Origin of the sequence: Aerolutibacter ruishenii (assembly GCF_007830115.1) — a bacterium.
GTDB lineage: Bacteria > Pseudomonadota > Gammaproteobacteria > Xanthomonadales > Xanthomonadaceae > Aerolutibacter > Aerolutibacter ruishenii.
Genome location: NZ_VLKP01000001.1, coordinates 19,966 through 33,197, shown reverse-complemented (window position 1 = coordinate 33,197; position 13,232 = coordinate 19,966). Strand labels below are relative to the sequence as shown.

Genomic DNA, 13,232 nt, shown 5'->3' with positions numbered 1-13,232 from the left:
AATCGAGGGGCAATTCCGCGAGTGGATCGGTTGAATCGGGTGAATCGGTTGGTGCGGGTGCTGCGGAGAGGCGGCAGGCCGCCGGGCCTGCCGCGCTCCGCGGCGGCCACCCGGAGGCGGCCGCCTGCAGCGGGATCAGATCTTGCCGACCAGGTCCAGCGACGGCGCGATGGTCTTGGCGCCTTCCTTCCACTTGGCCGGGCACACTTCGTTCGGGTGGCTGGCCACGTACTGGGCGGCCTTGAGCTTGCGCACGGTCTCGGTCACGTCGCGGGCGATGGCGTTGTCATGCACTTCCATCGTCTTGATCACGCCGTCCGGGTTGATCACGAAGGTGCCGCGCAGGGCCAGGCCTTCTTCCGGGATGTGCACGCCGAAGGCGTTGGTCAGCACGTGGGTCGGGTCGCCGACCAGGGCGAACTTGGCCTTGCCCACCGCCGGCGAGGTCTCGTGCCACACCTTGTGCGAGAAGTGGGTGTCGGTGGTGACGATGTAGACCTCGGCGCCGGCCTTCTGGAACTCTTCGTAATGCTCGGCGGCATCTTCGATCTCGGTCGGGCAATTGAAGGTGAAGGCGGCCGGCATGAAGATCAGCACGGACCACTTGCCCTGCAGGTCCTTCTCGGTCACTTCGATGAACTGGCCGTTCTTGTAGGCGTTGGCCTTGAAGGGCTGCACTTGGGTATTGATCAGGGACATGGATTGCGTCCTTCTGGTTGGGGAAGCGGTTTGGGGGAGGGGTTCAACTTCAGTGGGGCCATTCTCGGACGTCTCAATAAATAAATCCAATCGATCTTTGGCATTTAATTGATAGAGTATGGCTATGGAATGCATTGAGTCCCTGCTCCGCGCCGCCCGCGCCCGCCTCCCGGCCGGTGAGGCCGAACTGTTGATGGGCCATGTGCTGGGGCGTGGTCCGGCCTGGCTGTTCGCGCATGGCGACGAAATGCTGGCGTCGGCCGAGCGCGACGCCTTCGAGGCCCTGGTGTCGCGTCGCGCCGGCGGGGAACCGGTGGCCTACCTCACCGGTCGTCGGGGGTTCTGGCGCTTCGACCTGCAGGTAGGGCCGGACACCTTGATCCCGCGCCCGGAAACCGAGCTGCTGGTGGAGCTGGCATTGGAGCACCTGCCAGCCGGCGCCGTCCTGCACGTGGCCGACCTGGGTACCGGCAGCGGCGCGATCGCGCTGGCGCTGGCGCTGGAGCGGCCGCTGGCCCAGGTGGCGGCGGTGGATGCGAGTGCCGGCGCCCTGGCGGTGGCGCGGACCAATGCGGACGAGCTGCGACTGCCCAACGTGAGCTTCCACCACGGGTCGTGGTGGGCGCCGCTGGCCGGGCAGCGATTCGACCTGGTGGCCAGCAACCCGCCGTACATTGCCGAGGGCGACCCGCACCTGGGCGAGGGCGACCTGCGCCACGAGCCCGTCAGCGCGCTGGCCTCCGGCGTGGATGGTCTGGACGACCTGCGCGCGATCGTGGCGGGAGCCCCGGTGCACCTGCACCCGGGTGGCTGGCTGCTGGTAGAGCACGGATGGGACCAGGGCGAAGCCGTGCGCGCGTTGTTCGCCCGGGCAGGGTTCGTCGATGTCGCCACGCAGACCGACCTGGAACAGCGCGATCGCGTCACCCTGGGGCGCTGGCCCGGCTGATCGACCGCTCGCTTGGAGAGGCGAGCCCTCTCGCCGCACGCGGCGCCAGCAGGTGCGCGCGCGGCGGGTGGCCGCGAACCGGACGAGTCTTGGCTGCGCCGGCGCTACACTTCCCCGGTTCATCCTCCGAGGCCGCCCATGCGCACCCTGTACCCCGAGATCCAGCCCTACGACGTTGGCCAACTCAAGGTCGACGACCGCCACACGCTGTACTACGAGCAGTGCGGCAACCCGCAGGGCAAGCCGGTGGTGATGCTGCACGGCGGCCCGGGTGGCGGCTGCAGTGACAAGATGCGCCGCTTCCACGACCCGGCCAAGTACCGGATCATCCTGTTCGACCAGCGCGGCAGCGGCCGCTCCACCCCGCATGCCGACCTGGTGGACAACACCACCTGGCATCTGGTGGCCGACATCGAGACGCTGCGCGAAAAGCTCGGCATCGACTCCTGGCAGGTGTTCGGCGGTTCCTGGGGTTCCACGCTGGCACTGGCCTACGCGCAGACCCACCCGCAGCGCGTCACCGAGCTGGTGCTGCGCGGCATCTTCATGCTGCGCCGCTGGGAGCTGGAATGGTTCTACCAGGAAGGCGCCTCGCGCCTGTTCCCGGATGCGTGGGAATACTACCTGGCCGCGATTCCGGTGGTGGAACGCCATGACCTGATCAGCGCCTTCCATCGTCGCCTGACCAGTGACAACGAAACCGTGCGCCTGGCCGCCGCCAAGGCGTGGAGCGTGTGGGAAGGCGCCACCAGCTTCCTGCACGTGGATGCGGATTTCGCCAACAGCCACGAAGACCCGCAGTTCGCCCTGGCCTTCGCCCGGATCGAGAACCACTACTTCGTCAACAGCGGCTTCTTCGAGGTCGACGACCAGCTGCTGCGCGATGCGCACAAGATCGCGCACATCCCCGGCGTGATCGTGCACGGCCGCTACGACGTGGTGTGTCCGGTTGCCAATGCGTGGGATTTGCACAAGGCGTGGCCGAAGGGCGAACTGGTGATCACCCCGGCGTCGGGCCACTCGGCGTTCGAGGCGGAGAACATCGACGCGCTGGTGGCGGCGACGGATCGATTTGCCTGATCAGCTGTTGTCGGCTGACGGGAAGGCGTTGGGGCCGCCGAAAGTCGCGGCCCGATCCCAGGCTTGGTATCGCCGGCCCCAACCCACGCCTCAGGCCGGCGATCCATCCGGATTACGATCCACCATCCACAGTCCACCCCACAGCTTGAGGTCCAGTTCGTAGCCCTCGCGCTGCTTCTGCATCAGCCAGGCAGGCGCCTCGGACAGCGGCACCTCATGGACGATGATCTCCTCGCCGTCCACGCCGCCGCCATCACCGACCTTGCGCAGGTCGGTGGCACGCACGTAGGCGATGCGTTCGTTGCTCATGCCAGACGACGTGGGTCCGACGAGCAGTACTTCCACCTGCGCGGGATACCAGCCCGTTTCCTCTTCAAGTTCGCGCCGGGCGGCATCTTCCAGGGTGTCCTCCCCGGCCTGGTCGCCCACCAGCCCCGCCGGCATCTCGATGGTCCGTGCCTGCAGCGGAATGCGGAACTGCTCGACGAAGATGATCCGGTCCTGTGGCGTCACCGCGATTATGATCACCGCCATGCCGTTGCCGTGGGTCCGCTCGGCGTACTCCCAGCGGCCGCGGCGCAGCATGCGCAACCACTGGCCCTCGTACAGCCTCTCCACCGCGGCGTCGCCATCGCCCTGCACGGCGTGTCCCTGTGCCGGTGCGTCGACGTGGCAGGGCGTGGTGTCCAGGTCGATGCGTGGGGCGGGGTCTTGGTTGGCGTGCATGTCCAGTCCGTTGCGGCGGTAGTGTGGTGCCGGGCGTGCCCGCGAGCGGGTCGCGGGGGCTGAGGCCGATGCTACGCCGCGGGCGATGACGCCGCGAAGTCCACGCCGGCGGCCTGGTGCAGGCGTCGGCGGGTCATCGGGCCAAAGCGCAGCGTCTCGCAGAGCGCACCCAGTCGGGCCGCGTTGGCGCGGTCGCGCGTGAAGTGCTCGTCGTGGCCGGTCAGCGGCGCGTCCAGCGCGATGGTCGTCAACTGCCGGCACAGCAATGCCTGTTCGCGGTGCGCACGCAGTTTGGCCGCGGTGCTGGCGGCGCCGCGCAGGCGCAGGAACGGTATCTCATCCACCCGGGCCAGCACGGCGTCCAGGGTGTCGAAGTGCGCGAGCAGGGCGGCCGCCGTCTTCGCGCCGATGCCCGGCACGCCCGGGATGTTGTCGACCGCATCGCCACAGAGTGCCAGGTAGTCGGCAATCTGCCGCGCCTGAACGCCGTGGCGCGCGGGCACGCCATCCACGCCCCAGCGTTGGTCGCGAGCGAAGTCCCATTGCTGGTCGTCGCCGTCCAGGAGCTGCGACAGGTCCTTGTCCGCTGACACGATCACGCCGCGGTAGCCACTGACGCGCATCGTGGCCAGCGCACTGCCGATCAGGTCGTCGGCCTCGAACTCAGGGTGCGCCAGCACGGGCAGGCCGAGGGCTTCGCACAGGGCGCGGCAATGTCCGAACTGACGTTTGAGCGCTTCCGGTGCGGGTTCGCGGTTGGCCTTGTAGGCCGGATAGATGGCGTTGCGGAAACAGCTGTCCAGCGCCTCATCGAACGCCACCGCTATGTGCCGCGGGCGCTCGCGCTCCACCAGGTCCAGCAGGAACCGGGCGAAGCCGTGGACGGCGTTGGTGGGCCAGCCCTCGTCGTCCTGGAATTCGTCGGGCATCGAGTGCCACGCCCGGAACACGTACAGACTGGCGTCGACCAGGTACAGCGCTGGGCGCGAGGCCATCGGCGCGCTCACGTCGGGCTCCACTCGGTCAGCAGCGTGGCCGGGTCGGGGCGCTCGCGCTCAGGCGCTTCCAGCGTGGGGGTACCGATGTGGATGAAGCCCGCCACGCGTTCGTCCGCCTCCAGGCCCAGCCAGCCGTGCACGACCGGATCGTAGGCCGGCCAGCCCGTCAGCCAGGTCGCGCCATGGCCGAAGGCCTGGGCCGCCTGCAACAGCGCAAAGCAGACGCTGCCGGCCGACAGCAGCCGCTCCTGCTCCGGGATCTGCGCATCCGGTCCCAGCCGGGCCACGACCGTCACCACCAGCGGGGCAAGCGAGAACCGTTGCCGGTCCTTTTCCACCGTGCTCTCGCTGGCGGCGGGGTCGCGCTCGATGCTGCGTGCCGCCAGGCGTTCGCCCAGCACATGGCGCGCATCGCCGCGTACGGTAATGAAGCGGAAGGGGACCCGCTTGCCGTGGTCGGGCACGCGGACCGCCGAAGCCAGCATCCTCAGCAGGGTGGGCTGGTCGGGGGCGGGCTCGGCCAAGTGGCGCGCCGGGGTGGAGCGCCGGCGGTCAAGGCAGGCAAGGCGATCTTCAGGCGTGGAATCAGGCATGCGTCACAGAATTCCTTGGGAGAGGATGCAAACTGCCGTAGCTTGCCACTATCCTGCGTCGGTGCAGGGTAATGTGACGCAAAACGTCAGTTTTTTGTCGGGAGCCAACGTGTCCAACTATCCGCTCGGCGCTGCCAACGCCACCAGAACGGATCCGTTCCGCGTACTGGAGGAGGTCAAGCGCCTGACGCTGGAGCGTCTGGGCGGGCTTCCCGGGGCATTGTACGGTCCCATCGAGGATGCGCTGGCGCTGTCCGCCACGCATTTCGAACGCAATGCTTTCCAGTACGAGGACCAGGCAGCGTTGTGGAGCCTGCGCCACCAGCAGGCCGCGCAGGTGATGCGCTACCGCCAGCAACTGGCGAAGGGCTTCGACGAATTCCGCACGATGCGCGCGGCGTCGCGGCGCGGTTTCCTTTCGATGGGGCTGTTGGACGAGGCCCAACTGGACATGCACATCGCCGGCGAACGCATGGCCGAGGTGTTGTCGCAGCGCTACCAGAAGCCGCTGGAGGCGCTGGAGGCGCGCCTGCATGTACTGGCGCAGACCCTGGGCCTGCAGGCCATGGTGAACCCGGTGGGGCCGGGCCGGCTGGCGACCGCCTTTGTCGACGCGTTTGACGGCGTGCGCGTGCCCGGGCAATTGCGTAGCCACCTGTTCCAGTTCTACGAAGACCACCTGGCCCGCACGCTCGACGAGTTGTATGGGCAGGCTGACGCCTTGCTTGCGCAGGCCGGCTACGGCGTTACGCGGGAAGGATCGAAAGACGTCGCGCCGCATGTGGCGCCAGGCAGTTCCGGTGGCGCTGCGCTCCAGCAGGAACCAGGACAGGACGTCACGCTGGACGAACTGCGCAGCCTGCTGCACGCGTGGCGGGAGGGCACGGTACGCCCGGAGAATGTCCCCGCGTCGCACGCGCCACAACGTGCGCTGCAGGGCCGCCGCGATCTGCGTGTCGAGGAAGTCGTGAGCGTTGCCTCGCTGCTGCACGGGGAGCCCACCGATACCTTCGCCCGCGCGCTGGCGGGAACCGGCGAACTCGGGAGGAGCATCCGCGAACGCCTGGGCGAAGGCGCGCGACGCCTGGGCCTGAGCCCCGACCACACCACCATCGGCCGCGACAGCGAGGACGCCATCGACCTGGTGGCGATGGTGTTCGAGTCGCTGTTCGCGACCCAGGACCTGCATGAGCGCTGCCGTCGCCTGTATGCGCGGCTGGTGCTGCCCTACGTGAAGGTCGCGCTGGGCGATCGCGCGCTGTTCGACAGGGCCGAACACCCCGCGCGCAAGCTGCTGGACGCGATCACCGAGGCCTGTGCCGGCAACAATGCCGAGACCCCTTTCGAGCGTGAACTGTTCGAGCGTGCGGCGTTGTCGGCGCAGCGCGTGGCGGTGGAATACCACGAGAACATGGCGGTGTTCGAGCAGGCGTTCGCCGAGCTCGACGCCCTGCTGTTGCAGCAGCGCCAACGCGTGTTCCTGCAGGAGGAGCGCGCCGCCCAGGCCGTGCATGGCCGCGAGCGCCTGCAGCACGCCCGTGAACAGGCCGATGCCGTGGTTGGTCGTCGCCTGTCCGCGCAGCCGTTGTGCGAGGCGATCGCCGGCTTCCTGGGGACGTCGTGGCGCCACCACCTGGTGCAGGTACTGCTGCGCGACGGTGTGGACAGTGCACGTTTTGCCGAGGCGTTGGCGCTTGGCGACGCCCTGGCCGAGGCGGATATGCTGGCCGCGCGTGCCGAGGGCCGGGCGCTGGCCACGCGGCTGTTGACGCTGGAGCGGACCATCGTGGATTGCCTGGCCAGCTCTGGCCTGGACGACTCCGCCGCCCAGCACGGGCTGGTGTCACTGGTGCGCGGGCTGGCATGGCCGGACGCGCCGCGCAGCGTGCACGCGTTGCCACCCCGCATCGAGGCCGGGGACGATGGCGAGGACCGCAAGCTGTGGCTTGCCGGTGGCACCGACACCGTGGCGACGCTTGCCCCCGCCATGGTGCAGTCGTTGCGCGCGTTGGCGGTGGGCGATTGGCTGCGCCTGAAAAACGCCGACGGGGTCCTGGTCAATGCCAAGGTGGGCTGGATCAGCCCGTTGACATCCCGCCGGCTGCTGGTCAACGACCGCGGCGGCCGCGTGCTGGTGGCCGCGGTCGAGGAGCTGGCCGCACTGGCGGAGCAGGGGCGCCTGCACGTCGCCCCTCCGCCGCGCGCATTCTCCCGGGCGCTGGCCGAGGTGGGTGAGCGCCTGCGGCGCGCGGGCAGCTGACACTCGCCGGGCGACCGGCTGACGCTATCCCCCGCAACTGTTCACCCCTCAAGCCGCGTTTGGTTAGGATGCTGCGACCAGTATCCGGAGCGATGGCATGTCGGCAGCGGGCCAGGGAGTGAAGGTGGGCGTGGCGCGGGAGACCGCGCCCGGTGAGCGGCGCGTCGCAATGACGCCGGAAACCTGCAGGAAGCTGGTCGCCGCCGGTGCCGAGGTCCGTATCGAAGCGGGCGCCGGCGCGGGCGCGGCCATGACCGACGAAGCGTATCGCCAGGCTGGCGCGCTGGTGGTGGCCGATGCGGCATCGGCGCTCAACGGTGCCGATGTCGTGCTCTGTGTACAGCCTCCCGCGGCCACCGCGCTCAATGACTTGCGTGAAGGCACCGTGCTGATCGGGCTGCTGGCGCCACAGGCCGACGCCGATCGTGGCGCGGCCATCACCGCGCGCAAGCTGGTGGCCTTCCCGCTGGAGCGTTTGCCGCGCACGACGCGCGCGCAGGCGATGGACGTGCTGAGTTCGCAGGCCGGCATGGCGGGCTACAAGGCCGTGCTGGTCGCCGCGCAACTGGCGCCGCGCTTCTTCCCGATGCTGACCACCGCGGCCGGCACCATCCGCCCATCCAAGGTGCTGATCGTGGGTGCGGGGGTGGCCGGACTGCAGGCCATTGCCACCGCCAGGCGACTGGGCGCGCAGGTCGAGGGGTTCGACGTACGGCCGGAGACCCGCGAACAGATCGAATCGCTGGGCGGCAGGTTCCTCGATCTCGGGGTCAGTGCGGCCGGCGAAGGCGGTTATGCACGACAACTATCGGACGACGAGCGCGCCGAGCAGCAGCGGCGCCTGGGCGAGCACCTCAAGGGCGTGGACGTGGTGGTGTGCACCGCCGCGGTGCCGGGTCGGCCGGCGCCGAAGATCATCAGCGCGGCCATGGTCGCGGGCATGAAGCCGGGCAGCGTGATCGTGGACCTTGCGGCGGAAACGGGCGGCAACTGCGAGCTCACCCAGCCGGGCGAGACCGTGGACAGGGCAGGCGTGGTGGTCTCCGGCCCACTCAACCTGGCCAGCAGCGGTGCCGTGCACGCCAGCGAGATGTACGCGCGCAACGTATTCAACTTCGCCAGCTTGCTGCTGAAGGACGGCCAACTGCAGTTCGATTGGGGGGACGAGCTCCTGGCGCGCACCGTGTGGCCGGAGCGCGCCACCGGCTGAGCGCGCGCATGGCCGGGCGCGCCTGGCGCGTTTCGTCATGGATGGAGCGGATGTTCATCTCGCGTCGGCGCCGGGTTGGCCTTGACCCAGTCGGCACGCTGCTCCGGCGTCATCTGGCGCCACTTTGCCTTGAGCGCAGCGCGGCCCTCGGGATCCAGCGCGCGCATCTTCGCGAACAGCGCACGCATCTCCTCGCGCTGCTCCGGGCGCATCTCCTGCCAGCGGTGCATGCCGTGGCGCGCGCGTTTGCGCTGCTCGGGCGTCATCGCCTGCCAGCGGCTGGCGTGGTCGAGCATGCGCTGGCGGCTTTCCGGTTCGGCATTCCAGCGTTCGCGCAGCGGTGCTACCAGCGTTTCGCGCTGCGCCGGGGTCAGCTGCTCCCAGGCGGGCAGTGGCGTGGCGGATGGCTGCTCACCGGCCGCCGCGTGCGCCGACGGTGTGAGCAGGCCAGCCAGCACCAGCGGGATCGCGAAAAAGCGTGGCATCTCAGTACTCCCGGTTGGTGGGCATGACGTCGTCGGCGGACGCCAGCCAGAGGTAGAAGTCGGGGTTTTCATCCAGTGCCGCGGCCGGGTCGGAGGACGCGGTATCGCCGCTGGCCAGCGCCGTAGCAGGTCCGGTTGCCGGCGGTGGGGTGCGCGGGTCGGTACGAAGTTGCGCAGTGATGGCCAGTGCCGCGATCGCCGCGAATACCGTGGGCACCGCCCAGGCCGCGCCGTGGCGCGGCGCAGGTTGGGCGGCGGGGCGTCGCGCCTGCGCCAGGCGGGCCTGTGTCCGCGCCGAGAGCCGCTGCAGCGAGGCACCGTGGCAGGCGCGGGCTCGGGCATCGAAGGCTGTGTCGTCGCCTGGTGCGGCCATCGGGTTCTCATCCAGCGTGTGGTTGGCGTTCATCGCCAGTCCTCCAGTTGTCGCTGCAGCGCTTCGCGCGCGCGGGAAAGGTGGGTCTTGACCGAGCCTTCGCTGCAGCCCATCACCTGTGCGGTGGTAGCCACGTCCAGCTCCTCCAGCACGCGCAGGTTGAAGGCCTCGCGTTGGCGACGGGGCAGAGCGGTCATCGCATCGGCGAACCGCGCGTAGGCTTCGCGGCCGTCGTGGGTGCGCGCTGGATCCGGGCCGTCGTCGGCCCAGTCCGGCATGGCGTCGTCGTCCAGTGGCTGGTTCGGCAGCAACCAGCGCAACCGGAATGTCCGTCGACGCTGCAGGTCCACCATGCGGCGGCGCAGGATGCTCCAGAACAGCGGCGTCCACTCCGCGGCGGGGCGATCGGCATAGCCCAGCAGCTTGGCCATCGCGTCCTGAACCGCGTCCAGCGCATCCTCGCGGTCGCGCAGGCCCAGTTCGGCGAAGCGGAATGCACGCGGCCCGATGTCCGCCAGGAAGGCGTCCAGGCTGGGCGGCGGCTCCGGCGACGCGTTGCCGGCGGCAGCATCGGGCGCGGGCGCATTGTCGGCATCACGGGTCACGCGCAGCAGCATAGGGCATGGTCCACCGGGGGCGGGCGTCACGGACGGTTCCAGCGGCAACCCTTGCCGGGTGGCACAGTGCCGTTGACGTAGGCGATAACGCCCGGGCGGGCTCCGGGTTGACAGAACCGGAATACGGCGCGAAAGCGCCTTCCGGGACGGTTATGATCCGATTCAGGGATGCCGGCACCGGCCGGTTGGGGAGGTGGACCGATGGGTGATGGATTCGTCGCGCTGTACATCTTCATGCTGGCGGCGATCGCCGGCAACGTGATCATCTCGCGGGTGCCGGTGATCCTGCATACGCCGCTGATGTCGGGCTCCAACTTCATCCACGGCATCGTGCTGATCGGCGCGATGGTGGTGCTGGGGCATGCCGACACCACGCCGGAGAAGGTGATCGGTTTCCTGGCCGTGCTGCTGGGCGCGGGCAACGCCGCCGGTGGCTATGTGGTCACCGAGCGCATGCTGGAAATGTTCAAGAGCAGCAAGCCGCCGGCGGGTGGCAAGTGAGCGGCGCGGTGCCTGCCGTGCCGGCGCCTTCACGCGTTCCGGCCCGCGAGGTTTTCCACCAATTGAGTTGCCTGCAGCCCGCATCGCCCGCGGACAGGAGACAAGCATGACCGCGTTGACCGTGGTGAAGCTGAGCTATTTCGTCGCTGCCACGTTGTTCCTGCTGGGCCTGCAGCGCATGGCCAGCCCAAGGACCGCGCGCAGCGGCATCCAGTGGGCCGGCGTGGGCATGCTGATCGCCACGGTGGCCACGTTCTTCCTGCCGGGCCTGCACAACCTCGGCCTCATGGTGGTGGCCATCGTCATCGGCGTGGCGGTCAACTGGGCCTGGGGCAGGAAGGTGGCCATCACCGACATGCCGCAGATGGTGGCGCTCTTCAACGGCATGGGCGGCGGCTCGGCGGCGGCGATCGGCGCGGTGGAACTGGTCCGTTTCTCGGTCGGCGAACCGGTGCCGTCCACCTTCACGCTCGCACTGGCGGTCGTTGGCGCGTTGATCGGCGCGGTGTCGCTGACTGGCTCGGTGATTGCCTGGGCCAAGCTCGACGGGCGCATGGACAAGCGCTACACGTTCCCCGGCCAGCAGTGGTTCAACGCGCTGGTCGCGTTGGCGGCGGTGGCCTGCGGCGTGATGGCGATGACCACGCTGGCGACGCCGTGGATCATCGCCTTCTTCGTGCTGGCGCTGGCGCTGGGCGTGTTGATGACGCTGCCCATCGGTGGCGCCGACATGCCGGTGGTCATTTCGCTGTACAACGCGTTCACCGGCCTGGCGGTCGCCTTCGAAGGCTACGTGCTGGGCAACGAGGCGCTGATCATCGCCGGCATGATGGTCGGCGCGGCCGGTACGCTGCTCACGCAGCTGATGGCGAAGGCGATGAACCGGCCAATCACGGGCGTGCTGTTCTCCAACTTCGGCGGCGGTGGCCAGGCGCAGGAAATCGCCGGCAGCCAGAAGCCGATCGAAGCCGGTGACGTGGCCGCGATGATGGCCTATGCCGAACGCGTGGTGATCGTGCCCGGGTACGGCCTGGCCGTGGCGCAGGCGCAACACAAGGTATGGGAGCTGACCCAGAAGCTGATGGAGCGCGGGGTCAAGGTGAAGTTCGCCATCCACCCGGTGGCGGGGCGCATGCCCGGACACATGAACGTGCTGCTGGCCGAAGCGGGCGTGCCTTACGACCTGATCGCCGACATGGACGATATCAACCCCGAGTTCCCGGCCACCGACGTGTCACTGGTGATCGGTGCCAACGACGTGGTCAACCCGGTGGCCAAGACCGACCCGGCATCGCCCATCTTCGGCATGCCGATCCTGGACGTGGTCAACTCGAAGAACACCATCGTGATCAAGCGCGGCAAGGGCACGGGCTTTGCCGGTATCGAGAATGCGCTGTTCTATGCCGACAACACCCGCATGCTGTACGGCGATGCGGCCAGCATGGTGTCGGCGCTGGTCAGCGAACTGAAGGCGCTGGACGGTGGCGGGCACTGACGGGCGAGCCTAGCCCCTCGGATGCCGGCTCGAACCCGTCGTCCGGTGCCGGTGGGGCAACGCCCCGCTGCCAAGCGGGAGAGGAGGTAGCGAGGACGTCGGTACTTCGCCGCTTCAGCGTGCCAGCCAGGCGGCCGTCGCCAGCGACACGGCCATCCACAGCAAGTCCATCGGGCCATTGGCGAGTTGAGCCAATGTCCAGGCGTGGTCACTGCCCAGTCGGGTGATGGATTCCCATGGCTTGAGCCCCATCGCCCCGCCCAGGTGAGCGGCGATGATCGACCAGTTGGCCAGCACGATCATCGCAGCCGTGGCGGCTACCGCCGCCGCCATCCGGCCACGGCCGGCGGGCCAGCCACTCAGCCGCAGCATCCAGGCCATGTCCAGTGCACCGATCACCGCCAGCCAGCTCACCTGCCGGTTGGTGTACAGCGCCACGAGTGTCCAGATCGCCGCGAAGCCGACGGTGGCCAGCGCCAGCAGCAGGGGGGAAAGCCAGGGGACGCGGCGGGAGGGTGATGGGGACGCGGGGGGCATGCAGGGCGGACTGGGGAACAGGCCGCACAGCATAGCCGGGACCCGGCCGGGGTCAATTTGGACTAGAATGGTCCCATTCAAGCCCATCCTCCTTTTCCCAATGTATTCCCGCAGCAGCGAGCCTGTCCGATTCGAGCGCGATTGCGACGTCGTCATGGTCCCGCAGGGCGACCAGGTCACCCTGCCGGCCGGCAGCGTCGGCTACATCACCCAGTCCCTGGGTGGCAGTTACACCGTCTTCGTGGAAGGCAACCTGTTCCGCGTGGCGGGTGGCGATGCCGACGCCATCGGCAAGGAGCCCGTGCCGCCGCTTGAGTTGCCCGAAGGCGCCGACGACGAGGCGGTCGAGCAGATGGTGTGGAACCAGCTGCGGACTTGCTTCGATCCGGAAATCCCGATCAACATCGTCGACCTGGGGCTGGTGTACGAGGCATCGGTGAAACCGCGCGAGGACGGCCAGCGAGAGGTCGCCATCCGCATGACCCTGACCGCGCCCGGATGCGGCATGGGCGACATCCTGGTGGCCGATGTCCGCGACAAGGTGGAGATGATCCCCACCGTGGCCGAGGCCGACGTCGAACTGGTGTTCGACCCGCCGTGGAACCGGAACATGATGTCCGAGGTCGCCCGGCTCGAAACCGGCATGCTCTGACGGCTGCGTTGCCCGGCGTGCGGGTGCCGCCTGCACCCGGGTGATGGCCCACTTGGC

The 13,232-nt window shown here is 68.8% G+C and carries 15 protein-coding genes; 7 read left to right on the top strand and 8 right to left on the bottom strand.

Annotated elements, in window-relative coordinates:
- Positions 1 to 135: 135 nt before the first annotated feature.
- Positions 136 to 699: an alkyl hydroperoxide reductase subunit C gene (gene ahpC / locus IP93_RS00190; RefSeq protein ID WP_144810859.1), complete on the bottom strand. Its 564-nt coding sequence runs from the start codon at positions 697 to 699 to the stop codon at positions 136 to 138.
- Positions 700 to 823: 124 nt separating this feature from the next.
- Here ahpC and prmC point away from each other — a divergent pair, with 124 nt between their 5' ends.
- Both prmC and pip read left to right on the top strand, forming a co-directional pair.
- A complete protein-coding gene (gene prmC / locus IP93_RS00185; protein ID WP_242006666.1) occupies positions 824 to 1,648 on the top strand; it encodes a peptide chain release factor N(5)-glutamine methyltransferase in 825 nt (274 codons plus the stop codon).
- 138 nt (positions 1,649 to 1,786) lie between these two features.
- The gene (gene pip, locus IP93_RS00180) at positions 1,787 to 2,728 is read left to right on the top strand and encodes a prolyl aminopeptidase (RefSeq protein ID WP_144810855.1); all 942 of its coding nucleotides are present in this window, start codon (positions 1,787 to 1,789) and stop codon (positions 2,726 to 2,728) included.
- Between the two features lie 90 nt (positions 2,729 to 2,818).
- Here pip and IP93_RS00175 read toward each other — a convergent pair whose 3' ends face one another.
- From IP93_RS00175 to IP93_RS00165, 3 genes are all read right to left on the bottom strand, one after another.
- Positions 2,819 to 3,313, bottom strand: a complete 495-nt coding sequence (locus tag IP93_RS00175; RefSeq protein WP_242006696.1) for an NUDIX hydrolase — start codon at positions 3,311 to 3,313, stop codon at positions 2,819 to 2,821.
- 212 nt (positions 3,314 to 3,525) lie between these two features.
- The gene (locus tag IP93_RS00170) at positions 3,526 to 4,449 is read right to left on the bottom strand and encodes a 5'-3' exonuclease (protein WP_144811479.1); all 924 of its coding nucleotides are present in this window, start codon (positions 4,447 to 4,449) and stop codon (positions 3,526 to 3,528) included.
- Positions 4,450 to 4,457: 8 nt separating this feature from the next.
- Complete coding sequence (locus IP93_RS00165; protein WP_144810852.1) at positions 4,458 to 5,045, bottom strand: nitroreductase family protein; 588 nt, start codon at positions 5,043 to 5,045, stop codon at positions 4,458 to 4,460.
- A 109-nt stretch (positions 5,046 to 5,154) separates the two neighbouring features.
- Here IP93_RS00165 and IP93_RS00160 point away from each other — a divergent pair, with 109 nt between their 5' ends.
- Both IP93_RS00160 and IP93_RS00155 read left to right on the top strand, forming a co-directional pair.
- Positions 5,155 to 7,305 (top strand): DUF1631 family protein, encoded by a 2,151-nt coding sequence (locus tag IP93_RS00160; protein WP_158636236.1) that lies wholly within the window; start codon positions 5,155 to 5,157, stop codon positions 7,303 to 7,305.
- 97 nt (positions 7,306 to 7,402) lie between these two features.
- Positions 7,403 to 8,515 carry an NAD(P) transhydrogenase subunit alpha gene (locus IP93_RS00155; protein WP_144810849.1) on the top strand — a complete coding sequence of 371 codons (1,113 nt, stop codon included), beginning with the start codon at positions 7,403 to 7,405 and terminating at the stop codon, positions 8,513 to 8,515.
- A gap of 35 nt (positions 8,516 to 8,550) precedes the next feature.
- Here IP93_RS00155 and IP93_RS00150 read toward each other — a convergent pair whose 3' ends face one another.
- From IP93_RS00150 to IP93_RS00140, 3 genes are read right to left on the bottom strand one after another with little or no spacing between them, the layout of a single operon-like run.
- Entirely contained in the window at positions 8,551 to 9,000 is a 450-nt protein-coding gene (locus IP93_RS00150; protein ID WP_144810847.1) for a DUF3106 domain-containing protein, read from the bottom strand.
- 1 nt (position 9,001) lies between these two features.
- Entirely contained in the window at positions 9,002 to 9,406 is a 405-nt protein-coding gene (locus tag IP93_RS00145; RefSeq protein ID WP_144810845.1) for a hypothetical protein, read from the bottom strand.
- Positions 9,403 to 9,990: an RNA polymerase sigma factor gene (locus tag IP93_RS00140; protein WP_144810844.1), complete on the bottom strand. Its 588-nt coding sequence runs from the start codon at positions 9,988 to 9,990 to the stop codon at positions 9,403 to 9,405. Before IP93_RS00140 ends, IP93_RS00145 begins: the two co-directional genes overlap by 4 nt.
- A gap of 201 nt (positions 9,991 to 10,191) precedes the next feature.
- On the opposite strand from IP93_RS00140, the gene IP93_RS00135 reads away from it, so the two are divergent.
- Both IP93_RS00135 and IP93_RS00130 read left to right on the top strand, forming a co-directional pair.
- Positions 10,192 to 10,491 (top strand): NAD(P) transhydrogenase subunit alpha part 2, encoded by a 300-nt coding sequence (locus tag IP93_RS00135; RefSeq protein WP_144810842.1) that lies wholly within the window; start codon positions 10,192 to 10,194, stop codon positions 10,489 to 10,491.
- 106 nt (positions 10,492 to 10,597) lie between these two features.
- Positions 10,598 to 11,986 carry an NAD(P)(+) transhydrogenase (Re/Si-specific) subunit beta gene (locus IP93_RS00130; protein WP_144810841.1) on the top strand — a complete coding sequence of 463 codons (1,389 nt, stop codon included), beginning with the start codon at positions 10,598 to 10,600 and terminating at the stop codon, positions 11,984 to 11,986.
- Positions 11,987 to 12,100: 114 nt separating this feature from the next.
- Here IP93_RS00130 and IP93_RS00125 read toward each other — a convergent pair whose 3' ends face one another.
- Positions 12,101 to 12,523: a hypothetical protein gene (locus IP93_RS00125; RefSeq protein ID WP_144810839.1), complete on the bottom strand. Its 423-nt coding sequence runs from the start codon at positions 12,521 to 12,523 to the stop codon at positions 12,101 to 12,103.
- A gap of 100 nt (positions 12,524 to 12,623) precedes the next feature.
- Between IP93_RS00125 and sufT the strand changes: the two genes are divergently transcribed.
- Positions 12,624 to 13,175: a putative Fe-S cluster assembly protein SufT gene (gene sufT / locus IP93_RS00120; protein ID WP_144810837.1), complete on the top strand. Its 552-nt coding sequence runs from the start codon at positions 12,624 to 12,626 to the stop codon at positions 13,173 to 13,175.
- Positions 13,176 to 13,232 lie beyond the last annotated feature (57 nt).

Excerpts from the sequence above, each read along its gene's own strand:
- ahpC (WP_144810859.1), bottom strand. The coding sequence starts at position 699 with ATGTCCCTGATCAATACCCAAGTGCAGCCCTTCAAGGCCAACGCCTAC.
- prmC (WP_242006666.1), top strand. The coding sequence starts at position 824 with ATGGAATGCATTGAGTCCCTGCTCCGCGCCGCCCGCGCCCGCCTCCCG.
- pip (WP_144810855.1), top strand. The coding sequence starts at position 1,787 with ATGCGCACCCTGTACCCCGAGATCCAGCCCTACGACGTTGGCCAACTC.
- IP93_RS00175 (WP_242006696.1), bottom strand. The coding sequence starts at position 3,313 with ATGCTGCGCCGCGGCCGCTGGGAGTACGCCGAGCGGACCCACGGCAAC.
- IP93_RS00170 (WP_144811479.1), bottom strand. The coding sequence starts at position 4,449 with ATGGCCTCGCGCCCAGCGCTGTACCTGGTCGACGCCAGTCTGTACGTG.
- IP93_RS00165 (WP_144810852.1), bottom strand. The coding sequence starts at position 5,045 with ATGCCTGATTCCACGCCTGAAGATCGCCTTGCCTGCCTTGACCGCCGG.
- IP93_RS00155 (WP_144810849.1), top strand. The coding sequence starts at position 7,403 with ATGTCGGCAGCGGGCCAGGGAGTGAAGGTGGGCGTGGCGCGGGAGACC.
- IP93_RS00150 (WP_144810847.1), bottom strand. The coding sequence starts at position 9,000 with ATGCCACGCTTTTTCGCGATCCCGCTGGTGCTGGCTGGCCTGCTCACA.
- IP93_RS00145 (WP_144810845.1), bottom strand. The coding sequence starts at position 9,406 with ATGAACGCCAACCACACGCTGGATGAGAACCCGATGGCCGCACCAGGC.
- IP93_RS00140 (WP_144810844.1), bottom strand. The coding sequence starts at position 9,990 with ATGCTGCTGCGCGTGACCCGTGATGCCGACAATGCGCCCGCGCCCGAT.
- IP93_RS00135 (WP_144810842.1), top strand. The coding sequence starts at position 10,192 with ATGGGTGATGGATTCGTCGCGCTGTACATCTTCATGCTGGCGGCGATC.
- IP93_RS00130 (WP_144810841.1), top strand. The coding sequence starts at position 10,598 with ATGACCGCGTTGACCGTGGTGAAGCTGAGCTATTTCGTCGCTGCCACG.
- IP93_RS00125 (WP_144810839.1), bottom strand. The coding sequence starts at position 12,523 with ATGCCCCCCGCGTCCCCATCACCCTCCCGCCGCGTCCCCTGGCTTTCC.
- sufT (WP_144810837.1), top strand. The coding sequence starts at position 12,624 with ATGTATTCCCGCAGCAGCGAGCCTGTCCGATTCGAGCGCGATTGCGAC.